The sequence below is a fragment of the Micromonospora sp. I033 genome (assembly GCF_053890995.1).
In genome coordinates this window covers 55,276-76,739 of the sequence record NZ_JBSSLX010000003.1, presented here as the reverse complement: position 1 = coordinate 76,739, position 21,464 = coordinate 55,276, and the positions used below count along the sequence as shown (strand labels likewise).

General features: G+C 73.1%; 15 protein-coding genes and 1 pseudogene. 10 read left to right on the top strand and 6 right to left on the bottom strand.

Annotated features, from left to right (window positions below):
* The first annotated feature begins 776 nt into the window (after positions 1-776).
* Both ACW0Q9_RS01215 and ACW0Q9_RS01210 read left to right on the top strand, forming a co-directional pair.
* The gene (locus tag ACW0Q9_RS01215; RefSeq protein WP_456177797.1) at positions 777-1,259 is read left to right on the top strand and encodes a DUF6232 family protein; all 483 of its coding nucleotides are present in this window, start codon (positions 777-779) and stop codon (positions 1,257-1,259) included.
* Between the two features lie 93 nt (positions 1,260-1,352).
* A complete protein-coding gene (locus ACW0Q9_RS01210; RefSeq protein ID WP_456177796.1) occupies positions 1,353-2,099 on the top strand; it encodes a hypothetical protein in 747 nt (248 codons plus the stop codon).
* Positions 2,100-2,103: 4 nt separating this feature from the next.
* Here the strand turns inward: ACW0Q9_RS01210 and ACW0Q9_RS01205 are convergent, their stop codons facing one another.
* On the bottom strand, positions 2,104-2,556 hold the full coding sequence (locus ACW0Q9_RS01205) for a rhodanese-like domain-containing protein (protein ID WP_456177795.1): 453 nt from the start codon (positions 2,554-2,556) through the stop codon (positions 2,104-2,106).
* 70 nt (positions 2,557-2,626) lie between these two features.
* Between ACW0Q9_RS01205 and ACW0Q9_RS01200 the strand changes: the two genes are divergently transcribed.
* Positions 2,627-3,595: a helix-turn-helix domain-containing protein gene (locus ACW0Q9_RS01200; RefSeq protein ID WP_456177793.1), complete on the top strand. Its 969-nt coding sequence runs from the start codon at positions 2,627-2,629 to the stop codon at positions 3,593-3,595.
* Between the two features lie 2 nt (positions 3,596-3,597).
* Here ACW0Q9_RS01200 and ACW0Q9_RS01195 read toward each other — a convergent pair whose 3' ends face one another.
* Positions 3,598-4,497: a ribokinase gene (locus tag ACW0Q9_RS01195; RefSeq protein WP_456177792.1), complete on the bottom strand. Its 900-nt coding sequence runs from the start codon at positions 4,495-4,497 to the stop codon at positions 3,598-3,600.
* A 20-nt stretch (positions 4,498-4,517) separates the two neighbouring features.
* Positions 4,518-5,366 carry an ABC transporter ATP-binding protein gene (locus tag ACW0Q9_RS01190; RefSeq protein ID WP_456177790.1) on the bottom strand — a complete coding sequence of 283 codons (849 nt, stop codon included), beginning with the start codon at positions 5,364-5,366 and terminating at the stop codon, positions 4,518-4,520.
* A gap of 124 nt (positions 5,367-5,490) precedes the next feature.
* Between ACW0Q9_RS01190 and ACW0Q9_RS01185 the strand changes: the two genes are divergently transcribed.
* Together ACW0Q9_RS01185 and ACW0Q9_RS01180 are read left to right on the top strand one after the other, a co-directional pair.
* Positions 5,491-6,489, top strand: coding sequence for an ABC transporter ATP-binding protein (locus ACW0Q9_RS01185; protein WP_456177788.1), 999 nt, complete (start codon positions 5,491-5,493; stop codon positions 6,487-6,489).
* Positions 6,486-7,496 carry an ABC transporter permease subunit gene (locus tag ACW0Q9_RS01180; RefSeq protein ID WP_456177786.1) on the top strand — a complete coding sequence of 337 codons (1,011 nt, stop codon included), beginning with the start codon at positions 6,486-6,488 and terminating at the stop codon, positions 7,494-7,496. Before ACW0Q9_RS01185 ends, ACW0Q9_RS01180 begins: the two co-directional genes overlap by 4 nt.
* 112 nt (positions 7,497-7,608) lie before the next feature.
* Here the strand turns inward: ACW0Q9_RS01180 and ACW0Q9_RS01175 are convergent, their stop codons facing one another.
* Positions 7,609-8,784: an ROK family transcriptional regulator gene (locus tag ACW0Q9_RS01175; RefSeq protein WP_456177785.1), complete on the bottom strand. Its 1,176-nt coding sequence runs from the start codon at positions 8,782-8,784 to the stop codon at positions 7,609-7,611.
* Positions 8,785-8,906: 122 nt separating this feature from the next.
* Between ACW0Q9_RS01175 and ACW0Q9_RS01170 the strand changes: the two genes are divergently transcribed.
* Both ACW0Q9_RS01170 and ACW0Q9_RS01165 read left to right on the top strand, forming a co-directional pair.
* On the top strand, positions 8,907-10,358 hold the full coding sequence (locus tag ACW0Q9_RS01170; protein WP_456177783.1) for a glycoside hydrolase family 3 N-terminal domain-containing protein: 1,452 nt from the start codon (positions 8,907-8,909) through the stop codon (positions 10,356-10,358).
* A gap of 36 nt (positions 10,359-10,394) precedes the next feature.
* Positions 10,395-11,591, top strand: a complete 1,197-nt coding sequence (locus ACW0Q9_RS01165) for a PP2C family protein-serine/threonine phosphatase (RefSeq protein WP_456177781.1) — start codon at positions 10,395-10,397, stop codon at positions 11,589-11,591.
* A 6-nt stretch (positions 11,592-11,597) separates the two neighbouring features.
* Here the strand turns inward: ACW0Q9_RS01165 and ACW0Q9_RS01160 are convergent, their stop codons facing one another.
* Positions 11,598-11,957, bottom strand: coding sequence for an STAS domain-containing protein (locus tag ACW0Q9_RS01160; protein WP_456177779.1), 360 nt, complete (start codon positions 11,955-11,957; stop codon positions 11,598-11,600).
* Between the two features lie 135 nt (positions 11,958-12,092).
* On the opposite strand from ACW0Q9_RS01160, the pseudogene ACW0Q9_RS01155 reads away from it, so the two are divergent.
* Positions 12,093-12,290 (top strand): annotated as a pseudogene (locus ACW0Q9_RS01155) (hypothetical protein); the annotation flags it as partial.
* Between the two features lie 32 nt (positions 12,291-12,322).
* Here the strand turns inward: ACW0Q9_RS01155 and ACW0Q9_RS01150 are convergent.
* Complete coding sequence (locus ACW0Q9_RS01150) at positions 12,323-12,877, bottom strand: DUF4352 domain-containing protein (RefSeq protein WP_456177777.1); 555 nt, start codon at positions 12,875-12,877, stop codon at positions 12,323-12,325.
* Positions 12,878-12,976: 99 nt separating this feature from the next.
* Between ACW0Q9_RS01150 and ACW0Q9_RS01145 the strand changes: the two genes are divergently transcribed.
* A complete protein-coding gene (locus ACW0Q9_RS01145; protein WP_456177775.1) occupies positions 12,977-14,890 on the top strand; it encodes an N-6 DNA methylase in 1,914 nt (637 codons plus the stop codon).
* 318 nt (positions 14,891-15,208) lie between these two features.
* Positions 15,209-21,442: a protein kinase domain-containing protein gene (locus tag ACW0Q9_RS01140; protein ID WP_456177802.1), complete on the top strand. Its 6,234-nt coding sequence runs from the start codon at positions 15,209-15,211 to the stop codon at positions 21,440-21,442.
* Positions 21,443-21,464: the final 22 nt, after the last annotated feature.

The following is a 21,464-nucleotide window of genomic DNA, read 5'->3' as shown; positions in this document are numbered from 1 at the left end:
CTGCGGGTCCTCCACCCGAACGGTCCGCGCCCGGCCGACCACCGACCCTCATCCGCGCCACCTGTCGAGCTGACGTCACCAACGACTCAGCGCCATTCGGGCCCGGACCCGCACACAGGTCGGCGCCCGGCCCGCAACCGACCGCCGCGCGCCGCCTTTCGAGCTGACGTCACCAACAACTCACCGCGCTTCGCACCCGTTCCCGCACACCAGTCGACGCCCGGCCAACCACCGACCCTCCCCGCGCCCGCCTTTCGAGCTGACGTCACCAACAACTCACCGCGCATCGCGCCCGGACCCGCACACCAGTCGACGCCCGGCCAACCACCGACCCCTCCCCGCGCCGCCTCTGGAGCCGACGTCATTAAGAACTCACCCCGCTGCCCGCCTCGGCCCGCCCACCAGCCGACGCCCGTGCTCCGAGTGCTCCGGGTGCAGCTGTTGTCGCTCCACCAACAACAAATGCACCCAGATACGCGCCGACGCCCGGTCTGGTGGGCAGGACCGGGCGCAAAAGGTGTGAGTCGTTGGTGACGTCAGCTCGACAGGCGGCGTGAGGAGGGTCTGGCGCCTGCTCCACGTCAACGCGGCCACAACGGACCGCCCGGCCAGGGCCGCGCAGGGCTGGCGGTCGGGGGCCGCGCAGGGCCGCCGGTCGGGGCGGCGCAGGGTCGGCGATGTCGTGGACGACTCAGCTCGGAAGGACGGCAGAACCCCACCGCCTGCCGGACCGGCGACCACCGCCCACACTGGACGCCGGGTGGTTAGGCTGAGTGATGACCCTCTATTACCGGGACGACGCGGTACAGGTCACCTCGCAGGCCATCCACGCCGGCGGGCACGTCGTCGCGCTCGCCGACGTCACGTACGTCTGGCACGCCCGCGGCGCGACCACCCTGGCGGTCCGGGGCCGGGTCCTGGGGCGCGGGGTGCTGGTCCTGCTGCTGTCGCTGCCGCCGCTCGCCGCGCTGGTCTGCGTGCTCTCACTGGCCTGGGCCGCGCAGGACCGGGGCGACTGGAAGCTGGCGCTTGTCATCCTGGCCGCCTTCGTGGTGGTCGGGCTGGCCCTGACACCGTTCCTGGAGGTGCCGCTCGGCTGGCTGGACCGCTCCTACGAGCGGGGCAACCGGGTCCACGAGCTGTGGGTGCAGCACCACGGGCGGGAGGTGCTGCTGCTGCGCACCCCCGACGCGCTCCGGTTCGGGCAGATCTACCGGGCCGTGCAGCGGGCCGTCGAGCAGCACGGCGAGCACCGCTGACCGCCCGACCGGGCGCGGCCGTCGCGCCGGCCGGGCCGCCCGCCGCCCGCGCCCACCGGGCGGTCCTGGCCCGCGGGACGCACACTGGGTGGCATGGCGATTCCCCTCCCCCGCCCCGGCGCCGTCGTCGGGCTCACCCGTTCCGCCCTGGACCAGGCGTTCGGCTCGGCCGCCGCGTTCGCCGCCGTGCCGGCCCGCGCCTTCGCGGTGCTCGACGAGGTGGAGGCGCTGCTGCGGCGGATCAACGGGGTGGTCGACCGGATCGAGGGCACCCTGGACCGCACCGACCGGGTCCTCGACGACGCGGAGGCGGCGGTCCGGGAGGTCGCCGTGATCAGCGCCGCGGCCACCGGCGCGATCGAGACCGCCACGGACGTCGCCACGGCCGCCGCCACCGTGGTGGGCGAGGCCGACCGGGTGGCCCGGGCGGCGGCCGGCGTCGTGGCCGAGGCCGACGCGGTGGCCGCCCGGGCCGCCGGCACGGTGGTCGCCGCCGAGGAGGCGGCCGGCACCGCGGCCGAGTTGCTGGGCGCGTACGAGCCGGCGCTGCGCCGGGCCGCGCCGATGGCGACCCGGTTCATCGAGCAGCTCAGCCCCGAGGAGGTGACCGCGGCGATCCGGCTGGTCGACGAGCTGCCGAAGCTGAAGGAGCACCTGACCTCGGACGTGCTGCCGATCCTGGCCACCCTGGACCGGGTCGGCCCGGACCTGCACGACCTGCTGGCGGTCACCCGCGACCTCAAGCTGGCGGTGGCCGGCATTCCGGGCCTCGGCATGCTGCGCCGGCGGGGCGAACGCCTCACGGACGAGCCCGTCGAGCGCGACGAGGCCACCGCCTGAGCCCTCAGCAGTCGCAGGACACGGCCGACCGGGGCGCGGTCAGCTCGTCCACCCGGCGGCGCACCGTGCCGGTCGGCGTGACCACCGGGAGTCCCTCCCGCGCCCAGTACTCGAAGCCGCCGAGCATCTCCTTCACCGGCCGGCCGAGCCGGGCGAACTCCAGCGCCGCCCGGGTCGCGCCGTTGCAACCCGGCCCCCAGCAGTAGGTCACCACCGTCGAGCCGGCCGGCACGAGGTCGGCGGCGCGGGCGGCGATCTCGGCGGTGGGCAGGTGCAGGGCGCCCGGCAGGTGGCCCTGCCGCCAGGCGGCGTCGCCCCGGGAGTCGACCACCACCAGCCCGGGCGTGCCCGCCTCCAGCGCGGCGTGCACGTCGCTGACGTCGGTCTCGAAGCTGAGCCGGGCGTGGAAGTGGGCGGCGGCGGTCGCCGGGTCGGCCGGCGGTACGGAGAAGGTCATGCCCCGATCCTGCGGCCGTCCGGCCACCGTCGGGAGTGGCGTGATCGCCGTCCTTCGCTAACATCCCGCCATGACCCCCGCCGACCGGACCGTTGCGGTGCTCGCGTACCCGGGGATGTCGGTCTTCGAGACCGGCATCGTGACCGAGGTGTTCGGGCTGCCCCGGCCCGAGCTGGAGGTCGACTGGTACCGGCTCACGGTCTGCGCGGAGCGCCCCGGGCCGGTGCCGGTCGTCGGCGGGGCCGCCCTGCACACCCCGTACGGCCTGGAGACCCTCGCCGGGGCCGGCACGGTGATCCTGCCCGGGGTGCCGGACGTGACCGTCGACCCGTCGCCGGAGCTGGTGGCCGCGCTACGCCGGGCGCACCGTCGCGGCGCCCGGCTCATGTCGATCTGCTCCGGCGCCTTCGCCCTGGCCGGCGCCGGCCTGCTCGACGGCCGGCGGGCCACCACCCACTGGCGGTACGCCGACCTGCTGGCCCGCCGCCACCCGGCGGTCACGGTCGACCCCGACGTGCTCTACCTGGACGACGGCGACATCCTCACCAGCGCCGGCAGCGCCGCCGGGCTGGACCTCTGCGTGCACGTGGTCCGGCGCGACTTCGGCGCGGCGGTCGCCAACGCGGTCGCCCGCCGGTTGGTGATCCCACCGCACCGCGACGGCGGGCAGGCCCAGTTCATCGAGGCGCCGGTGAGCGTCGACCCGGACGACGACCGGATCACCGCGAGCCTGGCCTGGGCGGTCCGGCACCTGGCCGAGCCGCTGACCGTGGCGGCGCTGGCCCGGCAGGCGCACCTGTCGACGCGCAGCTACCTGCGGCACTTCGCCCGGGCCACCGGGACCAGCCCGATCCGGTGGCTGATCGACCAGCGGGTGCGGGCCAGCCTGGCACTGCTGGAGACGACCGACGCGCCGGTGACCGAGATCGCGGCGGCGGTGGGCTTCGACAGCCCGGTCACCTACCGGCACCACTTCGGCCGCGCCATGCGGACGTCGCCGTCGGCGTACCGGCGGGCGTTCCGGGCCGGCGCCGCCTGAGGTCAGGCCGGCCGGCGGAACAGCTCGTCGATCTCCACCCGACGGGGCAGCGCCACCGAGGCGCCGACCTTGCGGACGCAGGCCGCCCCGGCCGCCGCCGCCCAGTGCACCGCCTCGACCAACTCGCGCCCCTCACCCCAGGCCACCGCCAGGGCGGCCGTGAAGGCGTCGCCGGCGGCCGTGGAGTCGACCACGTCGACCTTCACCGCCGGCACGTGCACCGCCGGCCGGTCACGCTCGACGTACCAGGCGCCGTGGCCGCCGAGCGTGAGCACCGCCCGGGGCGCCAGCTCGAGCAGCGCCGCCGGCTCGTCCGCGGCCCGGCCGGTGAGCGCGTGCGCCTCCCGCTCGTTGACCACCAGCACGTCGACCGCGGCCAGCAGCTCCGCCGGCACCGGCCGGGCCGGCGCCGCGTTGAGCACCACCCGGGTGCCGGCCGACCGGGCCGCCAGCGCCGCCGCGGTCACCGTCTCCACCGGCACCTCCAGCTGCGCGACCAGCACGTCCGCCTCGCGTACGGCGGCCAGCTCGCCCTCGGTCAGCCCGGTGAACGCGTCGTTGGCGCCGGGGGTGACCAGGATGGCGTTCTCCCCCGCGCCGCCGACCATGACCAGGGCGACGCCGGAGGGGCCGTACACCACCCGGAGGTGGCCGGTGTCGACGCCGGCCGCGGTGATCCGGGCCTTGAGGGTGACCCCGAAGGCGTCCGAGCCGATCGCGCCGAGGAAGACGCAGGAGGCGCCGGCGCGCACGGCGGCGATGGCCTGGTTGGCCCCCTTGCCGCCGGGCAGCATGACGAACTCGCTGCCGAGCACGGTCTCCCCCGGCCGGGGCAGCGCGGCGGCGATGCCGACCAGGTCCATGTTGGCGCTGCCCACCACGGCGACCCGGGTCTGCTGCACGGCGTCGTCTCCCGTCGGGCTCAGGCGGCGCGCGCGGTCCAGCGCTCGCCGGCCCGCGCGACGACCAGCGGCAGGCCGAACGTCTTCGACAGGTTGTCGGCGGTGAGCGTCTCGGCGAGCAGGCCCTGCGCCACGACGCCCCCCTCGCGCAGCAGCAGCGCGTGGGTGAAGCCCGGCGGGATCTCCTCGACGTGGTGGGTCACCAGCACCATGGCCGGGGCGTCCGGGTCGTACGCCAGCTCGGCGAGCCGGGCGACCAGGTCCTCGCGGCCGCCCAGGTCGAGCCCGGCGGCCGGCTCGTCGAGCAGCAGCAGCTCCGGGTCGGTCATCAGGGCCCGGGCGATCTGCACCCGCTTGCGCTCGCCCTCGGAGAGCGTGCCGTAGGTCCGCTCGGCGAGGTGGGCGACGCCGAGCTGGCCGAGCAGCGCGCGGGCGCGCGCCTCGTCGGTGCGGTCGTAGCTCTCCCGCCAGCGCCCCACCACCGACCAGGCCGCGGTCACCACCACGTCGGTGACCCGCTCGTCGGCGGGGATCCGCTCGGCGAGGGTGGCCGTGGAGAGGCCGATCCGGGTCCGCAGCTCGTTGACGTCGGTGCGGCCGATCCGCTCGCCGAGCACGTGCGCCGCGCCGGTGGTCGGGTGCAGCCGGCCGGCGGCCAGGCTGAGCAGGGTGGTCTTGCCGGCGCCGTTCGGGCCGAGCACCACCCACCGTTCGTCCAGCTCGACCCGCCAGTCGACGTCCTGGAGCAGCGAGCTGCCGGAGCGCCGGACGCCGACCCCGTCCAGGCTGACCACCAGATCCGCGTCCACGGGCGAGGGGGCGTAGGCGCCGGCGGCGCCGGGGGTCAGGTCACCAGTCACGGTGCCCATCCAATCACGCAGCCGGCCCGGTGCCCCCCACGGGCGGCGTCGCGGCCATAGGGTGGGGCGCCGTGTCGTTGGTCACCACTCCGGGAGGACGCCGAATGCCCGACCGCTGCCGGGAGGCGTGCGGATGAGCGCGGTCATCGAGATCGCCGGTCTGCGCAAGACGTTCCACACCCTGCGTCAGGGGCGCCGGGTCGCCGTCGACGGCTTCGACCTGCTGGTGGAGGCCGGTCAGGTGCACGGCTTCCTGGGCCCGAACGGCTCGGGGAAGACCACCACCCTGCGCGCCCTGCTCGGGCTGGTCCGGGCCGACGCGGGCCGGATGAGCGTGCTCGGGGCCGCCTCCCCGGAGCGGCTGTCCGACGTGGCCGGGCGGGTCGGCGCGATCGTGGAGAGCCCGCAGTTCTTCGGCAACTTCACCGCCCACCGGACGCTGCGGCTGCTGGCGCTGGCCGGCGGCGTGCCCACCACCCGGGTCGACGAGGTGCTGGAGCAGGTCGGCCTGCGGGACCGGGGCGACGAGCGGGTGAAGGGCTACTCGCTGGGCATGAAGCAGCGGCTGGCGGTCGCCTCGGCGCTGCTGAAGGACCCGGAGCTGCTGATCCTCGACGAGCCGGCGAACGGCCTGGACCCGGCCGGCATCCGGGAGATGCGGGACCTGATGCGGTCGCTCGCCGCGGCCGGGGTGACCGTGCTGCTCTCCAGCCACATCCTGGCCGAGATCCAGCTCATCTGCGACCACGTGACGATCATCAGCCACGGCCGGCGGGTCGCGTACGGGCCGGTGGAGCAGGTGCTGGCGGGCTTCGACCAGCACCAGTGGCAGGTCCGGGTGGCCGAGCCCGAGCGGGCCGTGGAGCTGCTCGGCCGGGCCGGCCTGGCGGTGAGCGCACACGCGGACCTCCTGGTGGTGACCGGGGTCGTCGACCCCGAGCTGATCAGCCGCACGCTGGGCGAGCAGGGGCTCTGGGTACGCGAGCTGATCCCGCTCCGGCCGGACCTGGAGAGCGTCTTCCTGGAGCTGACCGGCGATCACCCGCACCCCCCGGCGCTGCCCCGCCAGGTGGACGGGGCCCCGCCGCTCGACGGAGTGATCGACCTGGACGTCCGGGAGGTGGACGCGTGAACCTGGTCCGTGCCGAGCTGGAGCGGCTGGCCGCCCGCCGCTTCGTGCAGCTCATGGTGCTGCTGCTGGCTATCGCCTTCGCGGTGACCGTCGCGACCACGCTGGCCGGCTCGCACCGGCCCTCGCCGTCGGAGTTGAGCCGGGCCCAGGCCCAGGCCGCCGAGGAGGTGCGCAACATGGAGCTGGCGCACGACCGCTGCGTGCGGATCAAGGCGGGCACCGTGACGCCGGACGAGAACGACTACCTGCCGCGGGACTGCGCGCAGATCGACCCGGCCCTCATGGAGAAGCTGCCGAGCGCCTCCGACTACCTCAGCGGCGTGTTCGTCTTCGCCAACGAGGCCGAGCCGCTGCTCTACTTCCTGATCGCGTTCCTGGCGATGTTCGGGTTCCTGGTCGGCGCCTCCTACATCGGCGCCGACCTGAACTCGGGCGGCGTGGTCAACCTGCTGCTCTGGCGACCGCGCCGGCTCGCGGTGCTCGGCGCGAAGCTGGGCACGCTGACCGGCGGGCTGCTCGCGCTCTCCGTGGTGGCGTCGGTGGCGTACCTCGGGGTGTTCTGGCTGATCGGCCAGGCGTCCGGGCTCGCCGGCCGGCTCGGTGGCGACTTCTGGTCGTCGCTCGGCGCGGTCTGGGTACGGGGCCTGGTGCTGGTGCTGCTCGCCGCGGCGCTCGGCTTCGCCATGGCCACGCTGGGCCGGCACACCTCGGCGGCGCTCGGCACGGTGGCCGCCTACCTGGTGGTCTGGGAGCTGGGCGCGCGGCTGGTGTTCCAGATCCTGTCGGTGGGCCGTCCGGACCGGTTCATGCTCTCCAGCTACCTGGGGGCCTGGCTCAGCGGCGAGGCCCGGTTCTGGGACGGTGACGCGTGCGGCGGTGACATCACCGGCTTCTGCGACGGCTACTACTCGCTGGGCTGGGCGCCGGGGCTGGTGGTCCTGCTCGGCCTCACCGCCGCCCTCGTCGTGGCGGCCTTCGCGGTGTTCCGCCGCCGCGATCTGATCTGAGTCGCGCCGGTGCGGTCCCCGGCCGGGGGCCGCACCGGCAACTCCTTGCAGAGTTTTGCCGGCTCGTGAAGAATTCCTTCACATGGCGGCGCGGGCGACGACGGGCCGGCGGTCAGCCGACCGTCGAGCCGAACACCTCGTCGCGCACCGCGTCCAGCGCGGTGCGCAGCGCGCCACGCAGGATCGGCTCCTCGGTCAGCCCGGTGCTGACCACCCGGGGCCGGACCAGCGTGATCGCCGCCACCTCGCGCTGCACCCGCTCGGCCAGCGCGGCCCCGCCGGCCTGCCCCACCTCGCCGGCCAGCACGACCAGCGGCGGGTCGAGCACCACGCAGGTGCTCGCCACCCCGAGCGCCAGCCGGCGGGCCAACTCGTCCAGCATCGGGCCGCCCGCGCTGCCGGCGGCGATGGCGGCGCGCACCGCGTCGGCCGCGCCGGCCGCGGCGAAGCCGTGCTCGGCGGCCACGGCGCGCACCGCATCGGCCCCTGCGAGCTGCTGGAACGCGGGCTTGGCCCGCTTCGACACGTCGCGCGGGATGGGCACGCCGGGCACCGGCAGGTAGCCGATCTCGCCGGCCGCGCCGCTGCTGCCGTGGTGCAGCCGGCCGCCCAGCATGATCGCCAGGCCGACGCCGGCGTCCAGCCAGACCAGGACGAAGTCCGCCGTACCCTGCGCCGCGCCCGACTGGGCCTCGGCCACGGCGGCCAGGTTCACGTCGTTCTCGAAGAGCACCGGGGTGTGCAGGTCCTCGCGGAGCGCAGCGAGCAGGCCGCGGTGCCAGCGCGGCAGGTTGAACGCGAACGTGATGTCGCCGGTGCCCGGGTCGACCAGACCGGGGGTGCCCAGCACGATCCGCCGCACGCTGGACAGCTCCGCGCCAGCGCTGCTTGCGGCCTGGACCACCGCGTTGTGCACGACCCCGACCGGGTCGTCGGTGTCCCTGGTGGACTGCTCGACCCGGCCCATCACCGCCCCGGTGATGTCGGCGCAGGCGGCCACCACGCGCTCGGCGCCGACGTCCACGCCGACCACGTAGGCGCTGCCCGGGCGGACCGCGTAGAGCTGGGCGTTCGGGCCCCGCCCGCCGGCCTGCTCGCCGACCCGGGTGACCAGGCCGCGCTCCTCCAGCCGTTCGACCAGCTGGGACGCGGTGACCTTGGAGAGCCCGGTCAGCTCGCCGATCCGCGCCCGGGTCAGTGGCCCCTGCTCCAGCAGCAGTTCCAGCGCCGCGCGATCGTTGAGCGCCCGCAACAGTCGGGGGGTGCCGGGCAGCCGGGTCGCACTCATGCCACGTCCTCAATTTTCAGTAAAGTTTGCTAACCACAAAACGCCTGCCGAGGGTGTCCGTTAGCGTATCGGCCACCCCGATCCGGGGCCGTCGGACGACCCGGCAGGGAAAGGGGATACTCGTGGGGTTGGATCCAGGACTCCGCCGGCTCGCGCTGGGCACGCTGCTGGCGGCGTACCCCGGCCCGGTCCCGCCCGACTGGGCGGTCGACCTGCTCGCCGACGGGCTCGCCGGGCACACCCTGTTCGGCACCAACATCCACGACCCGGCCCAGGTGGCGGCAACCACCGCGGCGCTGCGCGCCGGCCGCCCGGACGTGCTCATCGCGATCGACGAGGAGGGCGGGGACGTCACCCGGCTCGCGCACGCCACCGGCAGCCCGTACCCGGGCAACGCCGCCCTCGGCGCGGTCGACGACCTGACCCTGACCCGCCAGGTCTACGCGGCGATCGGCGCGGAGCTGGCCGCCCTCGGCATCAACCTGGACCTCGCCCCGACGGTCGACGTGAACACCGCCGACGAGAACCCGGTGATCGGCACCCGCTCGTTCGGCGCCGACCCGGCCCGGGTGGCCGCCCACTCGGCCGCCGCGGTCGCCGGCCTCCAGTCCGCCGGGGTCGCCGCCTGCGCCAAGCACTTCCCCGGGCACGGCGCGACCGTCGCCGACTCCCACTACGAACTCCCCACCGTCGACGTGCCGCCGGCCGTGCTGCGCGACCGGGACCTGCCGCCGTTCGCGGCCGTGGTCGACGCAGGCGTCCGCGCCGTCATGACCGCGCACATCCGGGTGCCCGCGCTGACCGGCGACGGCCCGGCCACCTTCAGCCGCGCGGTCCTGGTCGACCTGCTGCGCGGCGAGTACGGCTTCACCGGCGCCGTGATCACCGACGCGCTGGAGATGAAGGGCGCCGCGCTGGCCGCCGGCGGGGTCGGTCCGGCCGCGGTCCGTGCCCTGGCCGCCGGGGCGGACCTGCTCTGCATCGGCGCCAAGGTCGACGCCGGCCTGGTCGAGCACGTGGTCGAGGAGATCGCCGCCGCGCTCGCCGACGGCCGGCTGGACCGGGCCCGGGTGGAGGAGGCCGCCGGCCGCGCCGCCGAGCTGGCCGCCTGGACCGGCGCGGGTGCCAGCGCGGCCGACACCACGGACGGCCTCGGCTACGCCGCCGCGCTGCGCGCGGTGCGCGTCGAGGGCGACGTCACCGGCCTGGCCGTGCCGCTGGTGGTGCAGGTGCACGCCACCTCCACCATCGCCGAGGGTCGGGTGCCGTGGGGGCTGGGCCCGCACCTGGCCGGGGCCGAGGAGGTCCGTGCGGTCGCCGGCGAGACCGACCCGGACGCGCTGCGCGAGCTCGCCGGGGAGCGGCCCATCGTGCTGGTCGGCCGCCACCTGCACCGGCTGCCGGGGGCGCGGGAACTGGTCGACGCGCTGGCCGCCACGCACCCGGTGACCGTGGTGGAGATGGGCTGGCCGAGCGACTGGCGACCGACCGGCGCCCGGGCCTTCGTCACCACGTACGGCGCCAGCCACGCCAACGGGCGCGCGGCGGCCCAGGTGCTCGGCCTGGCCGGCTGAGGTCTGGCCGGCCCGTCCAGCGGGTAACCGGTACGGATGACCGCCACCGACCCCTGGCACCGGGCCCTGGCCGACCTGGTCGCCCGGTCCCACCGCGTGCCGCCGGACGCGCTGCCCGCGGCGGTGACCGCGGCGGTGCGCGATCTCGATGTGTCCGTGACCACGTACGTGGTGGACGTCGAGCAGGAGCTGCTGCGCCCGCTGCCCGAGCCGGGCCGGCCGCTGCCCGAGCCGCTGCCGATCGACACCAGCCTGCCCGGCCGCGCCTACACCGAGGTACGGGTGCGGGCCGGGCAGGACGGCCGGCTCTGGGTGCCCGTGGTCAACGGCACGGACCGGCTGGGGCTGCTGGAGGTCCGGCTGCCGGCCGGGACGGATCCCGCGGACGAGGCCCTGCGGGACGGCTGCCGGACGATCGCCGGCCTGATCGGGCACCTGCTCACCAGCAAGTCCCCGTACGGCGACGGCCTGCACCGTGTCCGGCGCAGCGAACCGATGGCGGTCTCCGCCGAACTGCTCTGGCAACTGCTCCCGCCGCTCACCTTCGCCGTCGACACGGTCGCCGTCAGCGCGATCCTGGAGCCCTGCTACGAGGTGGGCGGGGACGCGTTCGACTACGCGCTGGACGGTGACCGGCTCGCGCTCGCGGTGCTGGACGGGGTCGGGCACGGGCTGCCGGCGACCCTGACCACCGTGGTGGCGCTCGCCGCGCTGCGGGCCGCCCGGCGGGCCGGCGGCGGGCTGGCGGAGCAGGTCGCCGCGGTCGATGCGGCCGTGTTCAGCCAGTGGCGGGACGGGCGGTTCGTGACCGCCGTCCTGGCCGAGGTCGAGGTCGGCACCGGGCGGGTCCGCTACGTCAACGCCGGACACCCCGCCCCGGTGCTGCTGCGCCGGGGTCGGGCCGTCCGCGCCCTGACCGGCGGGCGGCGCCCGCCGCTCGGCCTGAACCTGCCCGGCGGGGAGCCGGGCGAGGCCCGGCTGGAGCCGGAGGACCGGCTGCTGCTCTACACGGACGGGGTGACCGAGGCGCGCGACGCGACCGGGGAGATGTTCGGGCTGCCCCGGCTCGCCGACCTCGCCGAGCGGCACATCGGGTCGGACCTGCCCGCACCGGAGACGCTGCGCCGGCTGAGCCGGGCGGTGGCCGACTACCGGGGCACCGCCTCGCGCGACGACGCCACGATGGTGCTGCTGGAGTGGTCCGGCGCGGCGGCGGCGCGGGTGGAGCCCTGAGGCGGGCTACCGCAACCGGCGCCAGCCGGGTTCGACTGCGGAGCCGTCACCCTGCCCGCCCGGCCAGCCCAGCAGGACGTCTACCGCGGTGATCCGCAGCACCCGGGCCACCACCGGCTGCGGGTCGGTCACCCGGAGGGTGGCGCCCCGGCCGACCGCCTCCGCCGCGCCGCGCAGCAGGGCGGCCACGCCGGTCGAGTCGAGGAACGGGACCGCGCCGAGGTCGACCACGATCTCCACGAGACCCGGGCGGTCCAGCACGCCGTCGAGCGCCCGGTCGAACGCGGCGGTGCCGGCCATGTCGAGGTCGCCGACCGGGCTGAGGACCAGCCGACCCGCCCCCACGTTCCGCGTACCGATCCGCATGACCCGCCCGTCCGCTCCGACAACGCCGCCGTGACCATACCGGCCGGCTGTCGGCCGGCACACTTGAACGCGTTCAAAGACTGTCGTACGCTGAGCCCGACTTCGATTTGAACGCGTTCAAGAGAGGCGACGGGGATGGACGTCAAGGTCTGGATGTACCTGGCCTACCTGGCGATCAGCGTCGGGCTGACCGTGTGGGTGGCCCGGGCGCTCTCGCGCAACGGGCTGGTGTTCCTGGAGGACGTGTTCGCCGACAAGCGGCTGGCCGGCGCGGTCAACAGCCTGCTCGTGGTCGGCTTCTACCTGCTCAACCTCGGCTACGTCACGGTGGCGGGCGGTGGCGCCCGCCCCGGTTGAGCGGTGGATCAGGTGAGGGAGACGGTCACGCCGCCGGAGAACGGCGAGTCGTGCAGCTCGAGCTTGGCGAGCTTGACCTTCTTCGGGATGTCGAAGACGACGACGCCGGTGACCTGGTTGCCGGGGTTGATGTCGTTGAGGAACGTCTCGGCGTTCTTGTTGGCGTAGATGGCGGCCCCGCCGTCGGCGGAGTACTCGGTGCCGTTGGCGGCGTACGCCTTCTGGCTGCTGCCGTCGAACATCTGCGACTCCTTGCCGATGTTCCTGACGTTGAGCGTGACCAGGCAGAACTGGCCCTGGGCCTTGGCGCCGATCAGGTCGGTGCCGATCTTGGCGACGCCGCACTTGGACGACTTGACCGTGAACTCGAACTTGCCGTCCCGGGCCGGCTGGCCGATCTTCGCGACCTTGGCGGGCTTGTCGTCGCCCTTGGCGCCGCCGGCGTCGGCCTCACTGCTCGTGGTGTCGGCCTTGCTGCTGGTGGCGTCGTCGGTGGTGCCGGCGCCGCAGCCCAGGGCGACGAGACCGGTGGCGATCAGGGCGAGAGTGGTGGCCTTGCGCATCGTTTTCCTCCTGCTGTGAACGTGGCGGCGTCAATGAGAGCATCATCTGTGAACGCTGTCAACACACATCATGCTTGACAGGCGTGACACACTCCGAACGTGCAGGAGACACTGACCATCACCGCAGCGGAGATCGCCCGGCTCGCCGGTGTCGGTCGGGCCGCAGTCAGCAACTGGCGCAAACGGCACGCCGACTTCCCCGCCCCGGTAGGCGGCACCGCGGCCAGCCCCGAGTTCGACTTGGGACAGGTCGAGCAGTGGCTCCACGCCCAGGGGAAACTCCCTGAGCTGGCCAGCGCCGACCGGCTGTGGCGGCACCTCGCCGCCGCGAGCCAGTCACCCGCCGCCGGCCTGGCCACCGTCGGCGCCCTGCTCCTCGCCCGGCAACGCGGTCAACGCCCCGGCCGATCAGCCGATCCGCAGCTCAAGCCGCTACTGACCGACATCGACGCGCTCGCCGACGAACTCGGACCGCAGGGTGCCTTCGACGCGCTGTGGCAACGGTTCTCCGCCCCCGGACCCGGCCGCCCCTTCGCCACCCCGGACGACCTGGCCGATCTGATGGTCGGGCTCGTCGGGGTCGGTGGCGGCTCCCTCCTCGACCCGGCCGCTGGCTCCGGCGCCACGCTCCGCGCCGCCGTCCGGGCCGGTTGCACCTCGGCCTACGGGCAGGAGATCGACCAGGACCTCGCTCGGCTGGCCGGATTGTGGCTGGCCCTGCGCGACGTGGCAGGAGAAGTCTGCACAGGTGACTCGCTGCGCGCCGACGCCTTCGCCGGCCGGACCTTCGACGCCGTCGTCTGCCATCCGCCGTTCGGGACCACCAACTGGGGAGACGAGGAACTCGGCCACGACCCTCGCTGGATCGTCGGCACCACCCCACGTACCGAACCGGAGCTGGCCTGGGCCCAGCACGCTCTCGCCCACCTGCGCGCCGGCGGCCACGCGGTGCTGCTGATGCCACCCACCGTCGCCAGCCGGCGCCCCGGCCGCCGCATCCGCGCCGAGCTGCTGCGCCGCGGCGCCCTGCGCGCCGTCATCGCGCTCCCGCCGGGGGTGGCCGCGCCGCACGGCGTACCCCTGCACCTGTGGGTGCTGCGGCGGCCCGCGCCCGACGCGCCGCCACCGTCGCGGGCACTGCTGGTCGACGCCGCTGGCGGTGACGCTGCCGAGACCTACGCGCGGATCCTCGCCGTCTGGCGGGCCTTCACCGCCGCGCCGGACGCCGACATCGAGGAGGCTGGCTTCGCCCGGGCGGTCCCGGTCATCGAGCTGCTCGACGAGGAGGTCGACCTCACCCCCGCGCGACGCCAACCCGCCGTCGGGGGCGAGGCCACCGGAGAGCATCTAGTACGCACCAGAGAGCACCTCGCTTCCATCATCGGCGACCTACCGGCGCTGATGCCGCAGGTCACACCCACGCCCGAAGGGCCGGACGGGGAGTTCCTATCGGTGGGGGAGCTGGCCCGGGCTGGGGCACTGCAACTGATCGGCCCCATCCGCGCGGCGTCATCCGAGGGCGGCGCGCCGTCAACCATCGGGCCACCGGTGCTGACCGTGCAGGACGTGCTGAACGGTGAAGTCCCGTCCGGTCGGGACGATGGCCGGCTCGGGCAGGAGATCCCACTCGTTCCCGGCGACGTGGTGGTGCCGACAATCGCCAGGCAGCTCACCGCCCGGGTGGTGACGTTCGAGGGGGCACTGCTGGGACGGAACCTGTACCTGTTGCGGCCCAACCCGGCGGCACTCGACTCGTGGTTCCTCGCCGGGCAGCTCCGGACGTCGGCCAATGAGAGGCAGGCGTCGAGCCTGTCAGGGACGCTGCGCATCGACATCCGGCGCGCGCAGGTGCGGCGGCTGCCGCCCGCTGAGCAGCGAGTGCACGGCCAGGCATTTCAGCGGCTCGACACCTTCGAGTCGGCAATCCGACGGGCGGCATCGCTCGGCGCGGAGCTGGTGCAGCTCACCGCCGATGGCCTCGCCCGGGGCGCGATCCGACCCGACGAGGAGTAACTCGCCGTGGCCCGCAGGTTGCAACTCGCACGCATGTCGTCGGATATCCGACGCCGGCGCGGCGCCTCGGTGACCTGCGCGGAAGCCTGGCTGGCGGGCGGGCAGGGCACCCCCGCCGCCGCGCGGTTGATCATCTCGGCCCGGGTGGGGGACTACAACGATGCAGACCAGCAGGCATACTGCCTGCCTTAAGGAAAACCAAAGGAACCCGGCGAGAAGGGTCGGATGGCGCGAGCGGGCGCTGACATCGACCGGGTCGCGGGGACGCTGACGTACGCATAGCTGCGGCTAGTGGGGGATGTAGGAGTGGCCGTGGAGATGGAACTGGTGGCGAACAGGTTCCGCCTGCTGAACGCGCTCGGCAGGGGAAATATGGGTGAGGTCCACCGGGCGGAGGATCTGCAGGCAGCGGAGGGCTCTCCGGATCGGGTCGCCGCGGTCAAGCTGATCCTCCGAAGCCGGTCCGGCGCGGTCATCGACTCGACTGCTGACAGCAAGGCGGTTCAGCGGTTCGAGCGTGAGACGCGCATCATGCGTCGGCTCACCCACCCGAACCTCCCACGCTCGATCGGGGGAGGCGTTGACTCCTCCGGCCTTCCGTACATCGCCATGGAGTTCGTCGACGGCGAGACCCTGCGTGACCTGATCTCCGAGCAGCCGCAGCTGCCCATCGCATGGGTCGCCGCGATCGGCGCTCAGATCGCCGACGGTCTTGCCGCGGCACATTCCGCTGGCGTGATCCACCGCGACCTCAAGCCGTCCAACGTGATGCTCGTGCGCGGTGGCCTCGTCAAGGTCCTCGACTTCGGCATGGGCCGGATCGTTGACGCCGACGAGGCGGAACGCCTCACCAGCACCGGTGTCACGGTGGGTACAGCGCGCTACATGGCCCCCGAGCAGTTCCGAGCGTCGTCGGTCACGCAGGCGGCCGACCTGTACGCGCTCGGCTGCGTCCTGTTCGAGTTGCTTACCGGCGTGCCGCCATTCCACAGCGGCTCTGCCCACGAGGTGGGGCAGAAGCACCTGGAGGAGGCGCCGCCGCCGGTGCGCGTGCTGCGTTCTGATGTGCCGGCGAGCCTAGAGCGGCTCGTCGAACGTCTGCTCGCCAAGGACCCGGCGGAGCGGGCGGAGGACGCGGTGGCCGTCCGGGAAGTGCTGCTGCCGTTGGCGAAGGGGGAGGACAAGGTCCCCGGGTGGGACGACTTCAACCCGGTGAGCCGTTTCCAGTCGGCCTACATGATCGGTGCGAGCACTACACGGCCCGCGGCTTCCGAACCATCCGTCACGGCGAGTCCGGCCTCGGGCATGGACGTGTTCGAGGTGCACCAGGAACTTATCCGTGAATACCGCGCCTTTACCGAGGGCGGCACGATCATCCGCGACGACCGGATCGTCGACTTCGTCGAGCGCGACCTCGATGCGAAGTCGCAGTGGCCCGACCCCTGGCTGTCGCTGAACCCGTTCTTCGCCTCCGGCGGCAGCATGCTCGAACTCGTCAACGAGGGTGTGCTGCACCGCGAGTGCGCGCGCATCTTCCAGGCGAACAAGACCGAGGGCGGCACCAGCTGCGACGGGCGTCCGCTGACCCTGCACCGGCACCAGCGGGAGGCCATCGACAAGGCCCAGTCGGGTGCCTCCTACGTCCTCACTACCGGCACTGGGTCCGGTAAGTCCCTGTCCTACATCGTTCCGATCGTGGACAAGGTGCTCAAGGCGCGCGAGCAGGAGGGCCCGAAGGCCCAGAAGCGCGTGCGGGCGATCATCGTCTATCCGATGAACGCGCTGGCCAACAGCCAGCTCAAGGAACTCGACAAGTACCTCTGTGACGGTTACGGGCCGGGCCGCGAGCCGGTGACCTACGCCCGGTACACCGGGCAGGAGAGCGACGAGCGGCGCAAGGAGATCCGCGACAACCCGCCGGACATCTTGCTCACCAACTACGTGATGCTCGAGCTGATGTTGACCCGGCCGGACGACCGCCGCTCGCTCATCAAGATGGCTCGAGGGCTGGAGTTCCTCGTCTTCGACGAGCTGCACACGTATCGCGGCCGGCAAGGTGCCGACGTGGCGCTGCTGATCCGCCGGGTCCGAGAGGCCTGCCAGGCGACTGACCTGCAGTGCATCGGCACCTCGGCCACCATGTCGACCGAGGGCACCCTCGATGACCAGCGTGATGCGGTGGCACGGGTGGCCACCACCCTGTTCGGCACCGAGGTCAGCCAAGGCAACGTCATCGGCGAGACGCTGATCCGGGCGACGGCGGCGACGCCCGACACCGTGCCGGTGGAGCGGCTGCGGGCGCCCGGCGCTCCCCGGGCGTACGCGGACCTGGTGGACGATCCGCTGGCCCGCTGGATCGAGACCCGGTTCGGGCTCGCCACGGATCCGGTCACCGGCCAACTCGTGCGGCAGAAGCCGGCGAAGATCGAGGATGCGGCGTTGGAGTTGGCGCGGCAGAGCGGCCTGACCGCCGCCGACTGCGCTCAGGCGATCCGGGCCACGCTCAAGGCCGGTTCGGAAGCTCGGGACCCGGCCACCGAGCGTCCGCTGTTCGCGTTCCGGCTGCACCAGTTCCTCTCCAAGGGCGACACCGTCTACGTCACCCTGGAGGACGAACTCACCCGGCATCTCACCCGCGAGTACCAGCTCGTGCTGCCCGGCTCGGACGGCAAGATCCTTCTGCCGCTGGCCTTCTGCCGTGAGTGCGGCCAGGAGTATCTGACGGTGTGGCGGTCCGAGAAGGACGGCAAGGTCGTGTACGCGCCGCGGCGGGACACCGCCGCATCGGGTGGCCGCGGTGACGACGGCTACCTCTACATCGACTCGGACCGTCCGTGGCCGACGGACGAGGAGGAGGCGATCGGGGCACGGCGGATCCCCGAGTCGTGGCTGGAGGTCGATGCCGGCGGCCGTGAGGTGGTCAAGACCTCCTATCGCCAGCGGTTGCCACAGGCGATTACGGTCAACCCGCAGGGCTGGGAAGGCCATGGCGACCTGAAGGCGGCGTTCATCCCGTCCCCGTTCCTCTTCTGCCTGCATTGCGGGGTCAGCTATGAGCAGACCCGGGGGAAGGACTTCGCCAAGCTCGCGACGCTGGATCAGGAGGGCCGCTCGTCGGCCACCTCGCTGGTGTCGGCGTCGATCGTCCGGTCGCTGATGCAGGCCCCACCGGAGGCGCTGAACAAGAAGGCGCGCAAGCTGCTCACCTTCGTCGACAACCGGCAGGATGCCTCGCTGCAGGCCGGTCACTTCAACGACTTCGTGCAGGTCACGCAGCTTCGCGGCGCCCTCTACCGGGCCGTCGTCGAGGCGGGCGATGACGGCATCACCCACGAGGATCTCGCGGGGCGGGTCACCGCCGCGCTCGGCCTGAGCCTCGGCGACTACGCGCGGGAAGCCGACCTCCCTCCGTCGCTGGCCAACCTGGCGGCCAAGACGCTGCGCGACGTGGTCGCATTCCGGCTGTATCTGGATCTGGAACGCGGCTGGCGCATCACCATGCCCAACCTCGAGCAGACCGGCCTCCTGAAGATCGACTATCACGATCTGGACTGGCTTGCCGAAAGGCAGGACCGCTGGTCGGGCACCCACGAGAAGCTCCGCGATGCGGAGCCGCAGGACCGCAGAGAGATCATGCGGGTGCTGCTGGACGAGATGCGCCGGGGTCTGGCGATCGACGTCCAGTACTTCCGCGACGACTTCGACTCGCTCCAGCGGGCCAGCGAGGAACGCCTCGTCGACCCGTGGGTGCTCTCCGCCGGCGACAAGCCGAAGGTCGGCGCGGCCTACCCGCAGCCTTCGGGTCGGGGCCTGGACCGATCGAATGTGTTCCTCTCGGGACGGGGCAAGTTCGGCAAGTACCTGCGCAGGGTGCACTTCCCCGAGCTGGCCTGGAATGACGCCCAGGAGTTGATCGCCGACCTGCTGGAGGTGCTCAAGCGCGGTGGTCAGGTCACCGAGGTGGCTCAGGTGCCGGAACGCGGCAGCCGGTTCCGGCGCTCGGCCGGCACCCCGGTCACCGGTTATCAGGTTTCGGCGGGCGCTCTCATCTGGCGGGCCGGAACAGGTGAAACCGGCAGCCACGACCCCCTGACCCGGACCTACGCCAGTGGCGACGGGCCGCGGGTCAACACGTTCTTCCGCGAGCTCTACCAGAGCACGGCTGGAACCCTGGCCGGCTTGACCGCCCGCGAGCACACGGCGCAGGTCGACCCCATGGAGCGGGAGCGGCGGGAGGAGGCCTTCCGCAAGGCCGAGTTGAAGCTGCTCTACTGCTCGCCGACGATGGAGCTCGGTGTCGACATCTCCGAGCTCAACGCCGTCATGATGCGCAACGTCCCGCCGACCCCGGCGAACTACGCCCAGCGCAGCGGTCGCGCCGGCCGGTCCGGGCAGCCGGCGCTCGTCACCACCTACTGCGCCACCGGCAACAGCCACGACCAGTACTACTTCCGGCGCTCGGAGCGGATGGTGGCCGGGGCGGTGGCACCGCCTCGGCTGGACCTGGCCAACGAGGACCTGGTGCGCTCGCACGTGCACGCCGTCTGGCTGGCCGAGGCGGGCATCAAGCTGGGCCGGGCGATCCCGGAGACGATCGACATCAGCTACCTCGAGGACACCCGGACTCCGAACCCGGCGCTGGCGCTGCAGGACCACATTGCCGCGGCGTTGCAGGACACCCACGCGCAGGAGCGGGCAGTGGCCGCCGCCCGGAGGGTGTTCGCCGCGCTGGTGCCCGACTTCGAGAAGTCGACGTGGTGGGACGACAAGTGGATCGAGGACACGATCCGGACCACGCCGGAGCGGTTCAACCAGGCGTTCGACCGCTGGCGGGACCTGTTCCGGGCAGCGCTCGTCGACCAGGCCGAACAGAACCGCCGCGTGCTCGACCACACCCTCTCCGAGCGCGACCGGCGAATCGCCGTAGGTCGACGCAAGGAGGCCGAGACGCAGCTCAACCTGCTCAAGAACGAGACGGTGGAGAACCGGTCGGTCCTGTCGGACTTCAACCCGTACCGCTACCTGGCCAGCGAGGGCTTCCTGCCGGGCTACTCGTTCCCCCGCCTGCCGCTGGCCGCGTACGTGCCGACCACCGGCCGCCGCTCCGGCGACGGCGACTACCTGCAGCGTCCCCGCTTCCTCGCCATCCGGGAGTTCGGGCCGGGCGCGCTCATCTACCACGAGGGCGCCCGTTACCAGGTCACCCGCATCCAGTTGCCGCCGGACGCGGCCGGCGAGGTGGTGACGAGCCAGGCAAGGCGATGCACCAGTTGCGGCTACCACCACGACGCTCGCAACGGCGCGGTCCGCTGCGAGATGTGCAACGAGTCGCTCGGCGACACCACCTACGGTCTGCTGCACCTGCACACCGTCTACACCAAGCGCCGGGAACGCATCTCCTCGGACGAGGAGGAGCGGCGCCGGGCGGGCTTCCGGCTGGTGACGTCGTATCGCTTCCAGGACCACGGCGCCCGGCCGGGCCGGCAGGACGCCGTCGTCTCCGACGGAGAGGACCGGCTCGCCACTCTCTCCTACGGCGACTCGGCGACGGTCCGCATCACCAACATCGGCCGGGTCCGCGCCAAGCAGGACGAGCCCGACGGTTTCTGGCTCGACCCCGCAGACGGGCGGTGGATGAACGAACGCGACGCCGGCGAGGCGTCCGGCGACTCCAGCGAGATGCCGGTGGTCGACGCCGACGGCAACGAGAAGCGCCGCAAGAAGCGAGTGATCCCGTACGTCGAGGACCGCCGGAACATCCTCGTGCTTAAGCTCGACGAGCCGCTGGACCATGACGTCGCGCTGACGCTGATGTATGCGCTGGAGCGCGGCATCGAGGCGGCCTTCGAACTGGAGGACTCGGAGCTCACCACCGAGCTGCTCCCGCCCGACGATGGCCCCCGCGACCGGATGCTGTTCACCGAGGCGGCCGAGGGCGGCGCCGGTGTACTCCGGCTCATGCAGTCGGATCCGGCGGCGCTGGCTCGTGCCGCCGCCACAGCCCTGGACATCTGCCACTTCGACGCGGACGGCACGGACCGGGGCGGCCCGCACAAGGATCGCCCCTGCGCCTGGGGCTGCTACGAGTGCCTGCTGACCTACGGCAATCAGCTCAACCATCAGTCGATCAACCGGCACCTGGTCCGTGACCTGCTGCTGCGGTTCGCTAATGCGGCGGCGCGGACCACCGGTGAAGGGGAGTCCCGCACGGAGCAGCTGGCCCGGCTCACCGCGCAGTCGGACACCAAGCTGGAAGGGAAGCTGATCGCCTGGCTGAAGGAGCGCGGCCTGCGGCTGCCGGACGACGCGCAGGTATTCGTCACCGAGGCGCTGGCCCGTCCCGACTACGTCTACCGCCTGCCCGGGGCCAACGTCGCCGTGTTCGTCGACGGGCCTGTCCACGAGCACGACTCGGTCGCCGAACGCGACCGTGAGGCGGAGGAGCGCCTGTTCGACATGGGCTGGGATGTGATCCACTTCCCGTACGACGGCGACTGGTCCGCGATCGCCACCAAGAACAAGCGCTACTTCGGCACCGGCGCCAGCGCCTGACCACCCGACCGCCACCCACCAC

Bases quoted from the DNA above. Each gene is read 5' to 3' on its own strand.
- ACW0Q9_RS01140 (WP_456177802.1), top strand. From the start codon at position 15,209: ATGGAACTGGTGGCGAACAGGTTCCGCCTGCTGAACGCGCTCGGCAGG.
- ACW0Q9_RS01165 (WP_456177781.1), top strand. From the start codon at position 10,395: ATGACCGCCACCGACCCCTGGCACCGGGCCCTGGCCGACCTGGTCGCC.
- ACW0Q9_RS01200 (WP_456177793.1), top strand. From the start codon at position 2,627: ATGACCCCCGCCGACCGGACCGTTGCGGTGCTCGCGTACCCGGGGATG.
- ACW0Q9_RS01210 (WP_456177796.1), top strand. From the start codon at position 1,353: ATGGCGATTCCCCTCCCCCGCCCCGGCGCCGTCGTCGGGCTCACCCGT.
- ACW0Q9_RS01175 (WP_456177785.1), bottom strand. From the start codon at position 8,784: ATGAGTGCGACCCGGCTGCCCGGCACCCCCCGACTGTTGCGGGCGCTC.
- ACW0Q9_RS01190 (WP_456177790.1), bottom strand. From the start codon at position 5,366: ATGGGCACCGTGACTGGTGACCTGACCCCCGGCGCCGCCGGCGCCTAC.
- ACW0Q9_RS01205 (WP_456177795.1), bottom strand. From the start codon at position 2,556: ATGACCTTCTCCGTACCGCCGGCCGACCCGGCGACCGCCGCCGCCCAC.
- ACW0Q9_RS01215 (WP_456177797.1), top strand. From the start codon at position 777: ATGACCCTCTATTACCGGGACGACGCGGTACAGGTCACCTCGCAGGCC.
- ACW0Q9_RS01160 (WP_456177779.1), bottom strand. From the start codon at position 11,957: ATGCGGATCGGTACGCGGAACGTGGGGGCGGGTCGGCTGGTCCTCAGC.
- ACW0Q9_RS01150 (WP_456177777.1), bottom strand. From the start codon at position 12,877: ATGCGCAAGGCCACCACTCTCGCCCTGATCGCCACCGGTCTCGTCGCC.
- ACW0Q9_RS01185 (WP_456177788.1), top strand. From the start codon at position 5,491: ATGAGCGCGGTCATCGAGATCGCCGGTCTGCGCAAGACGTTCCACACC.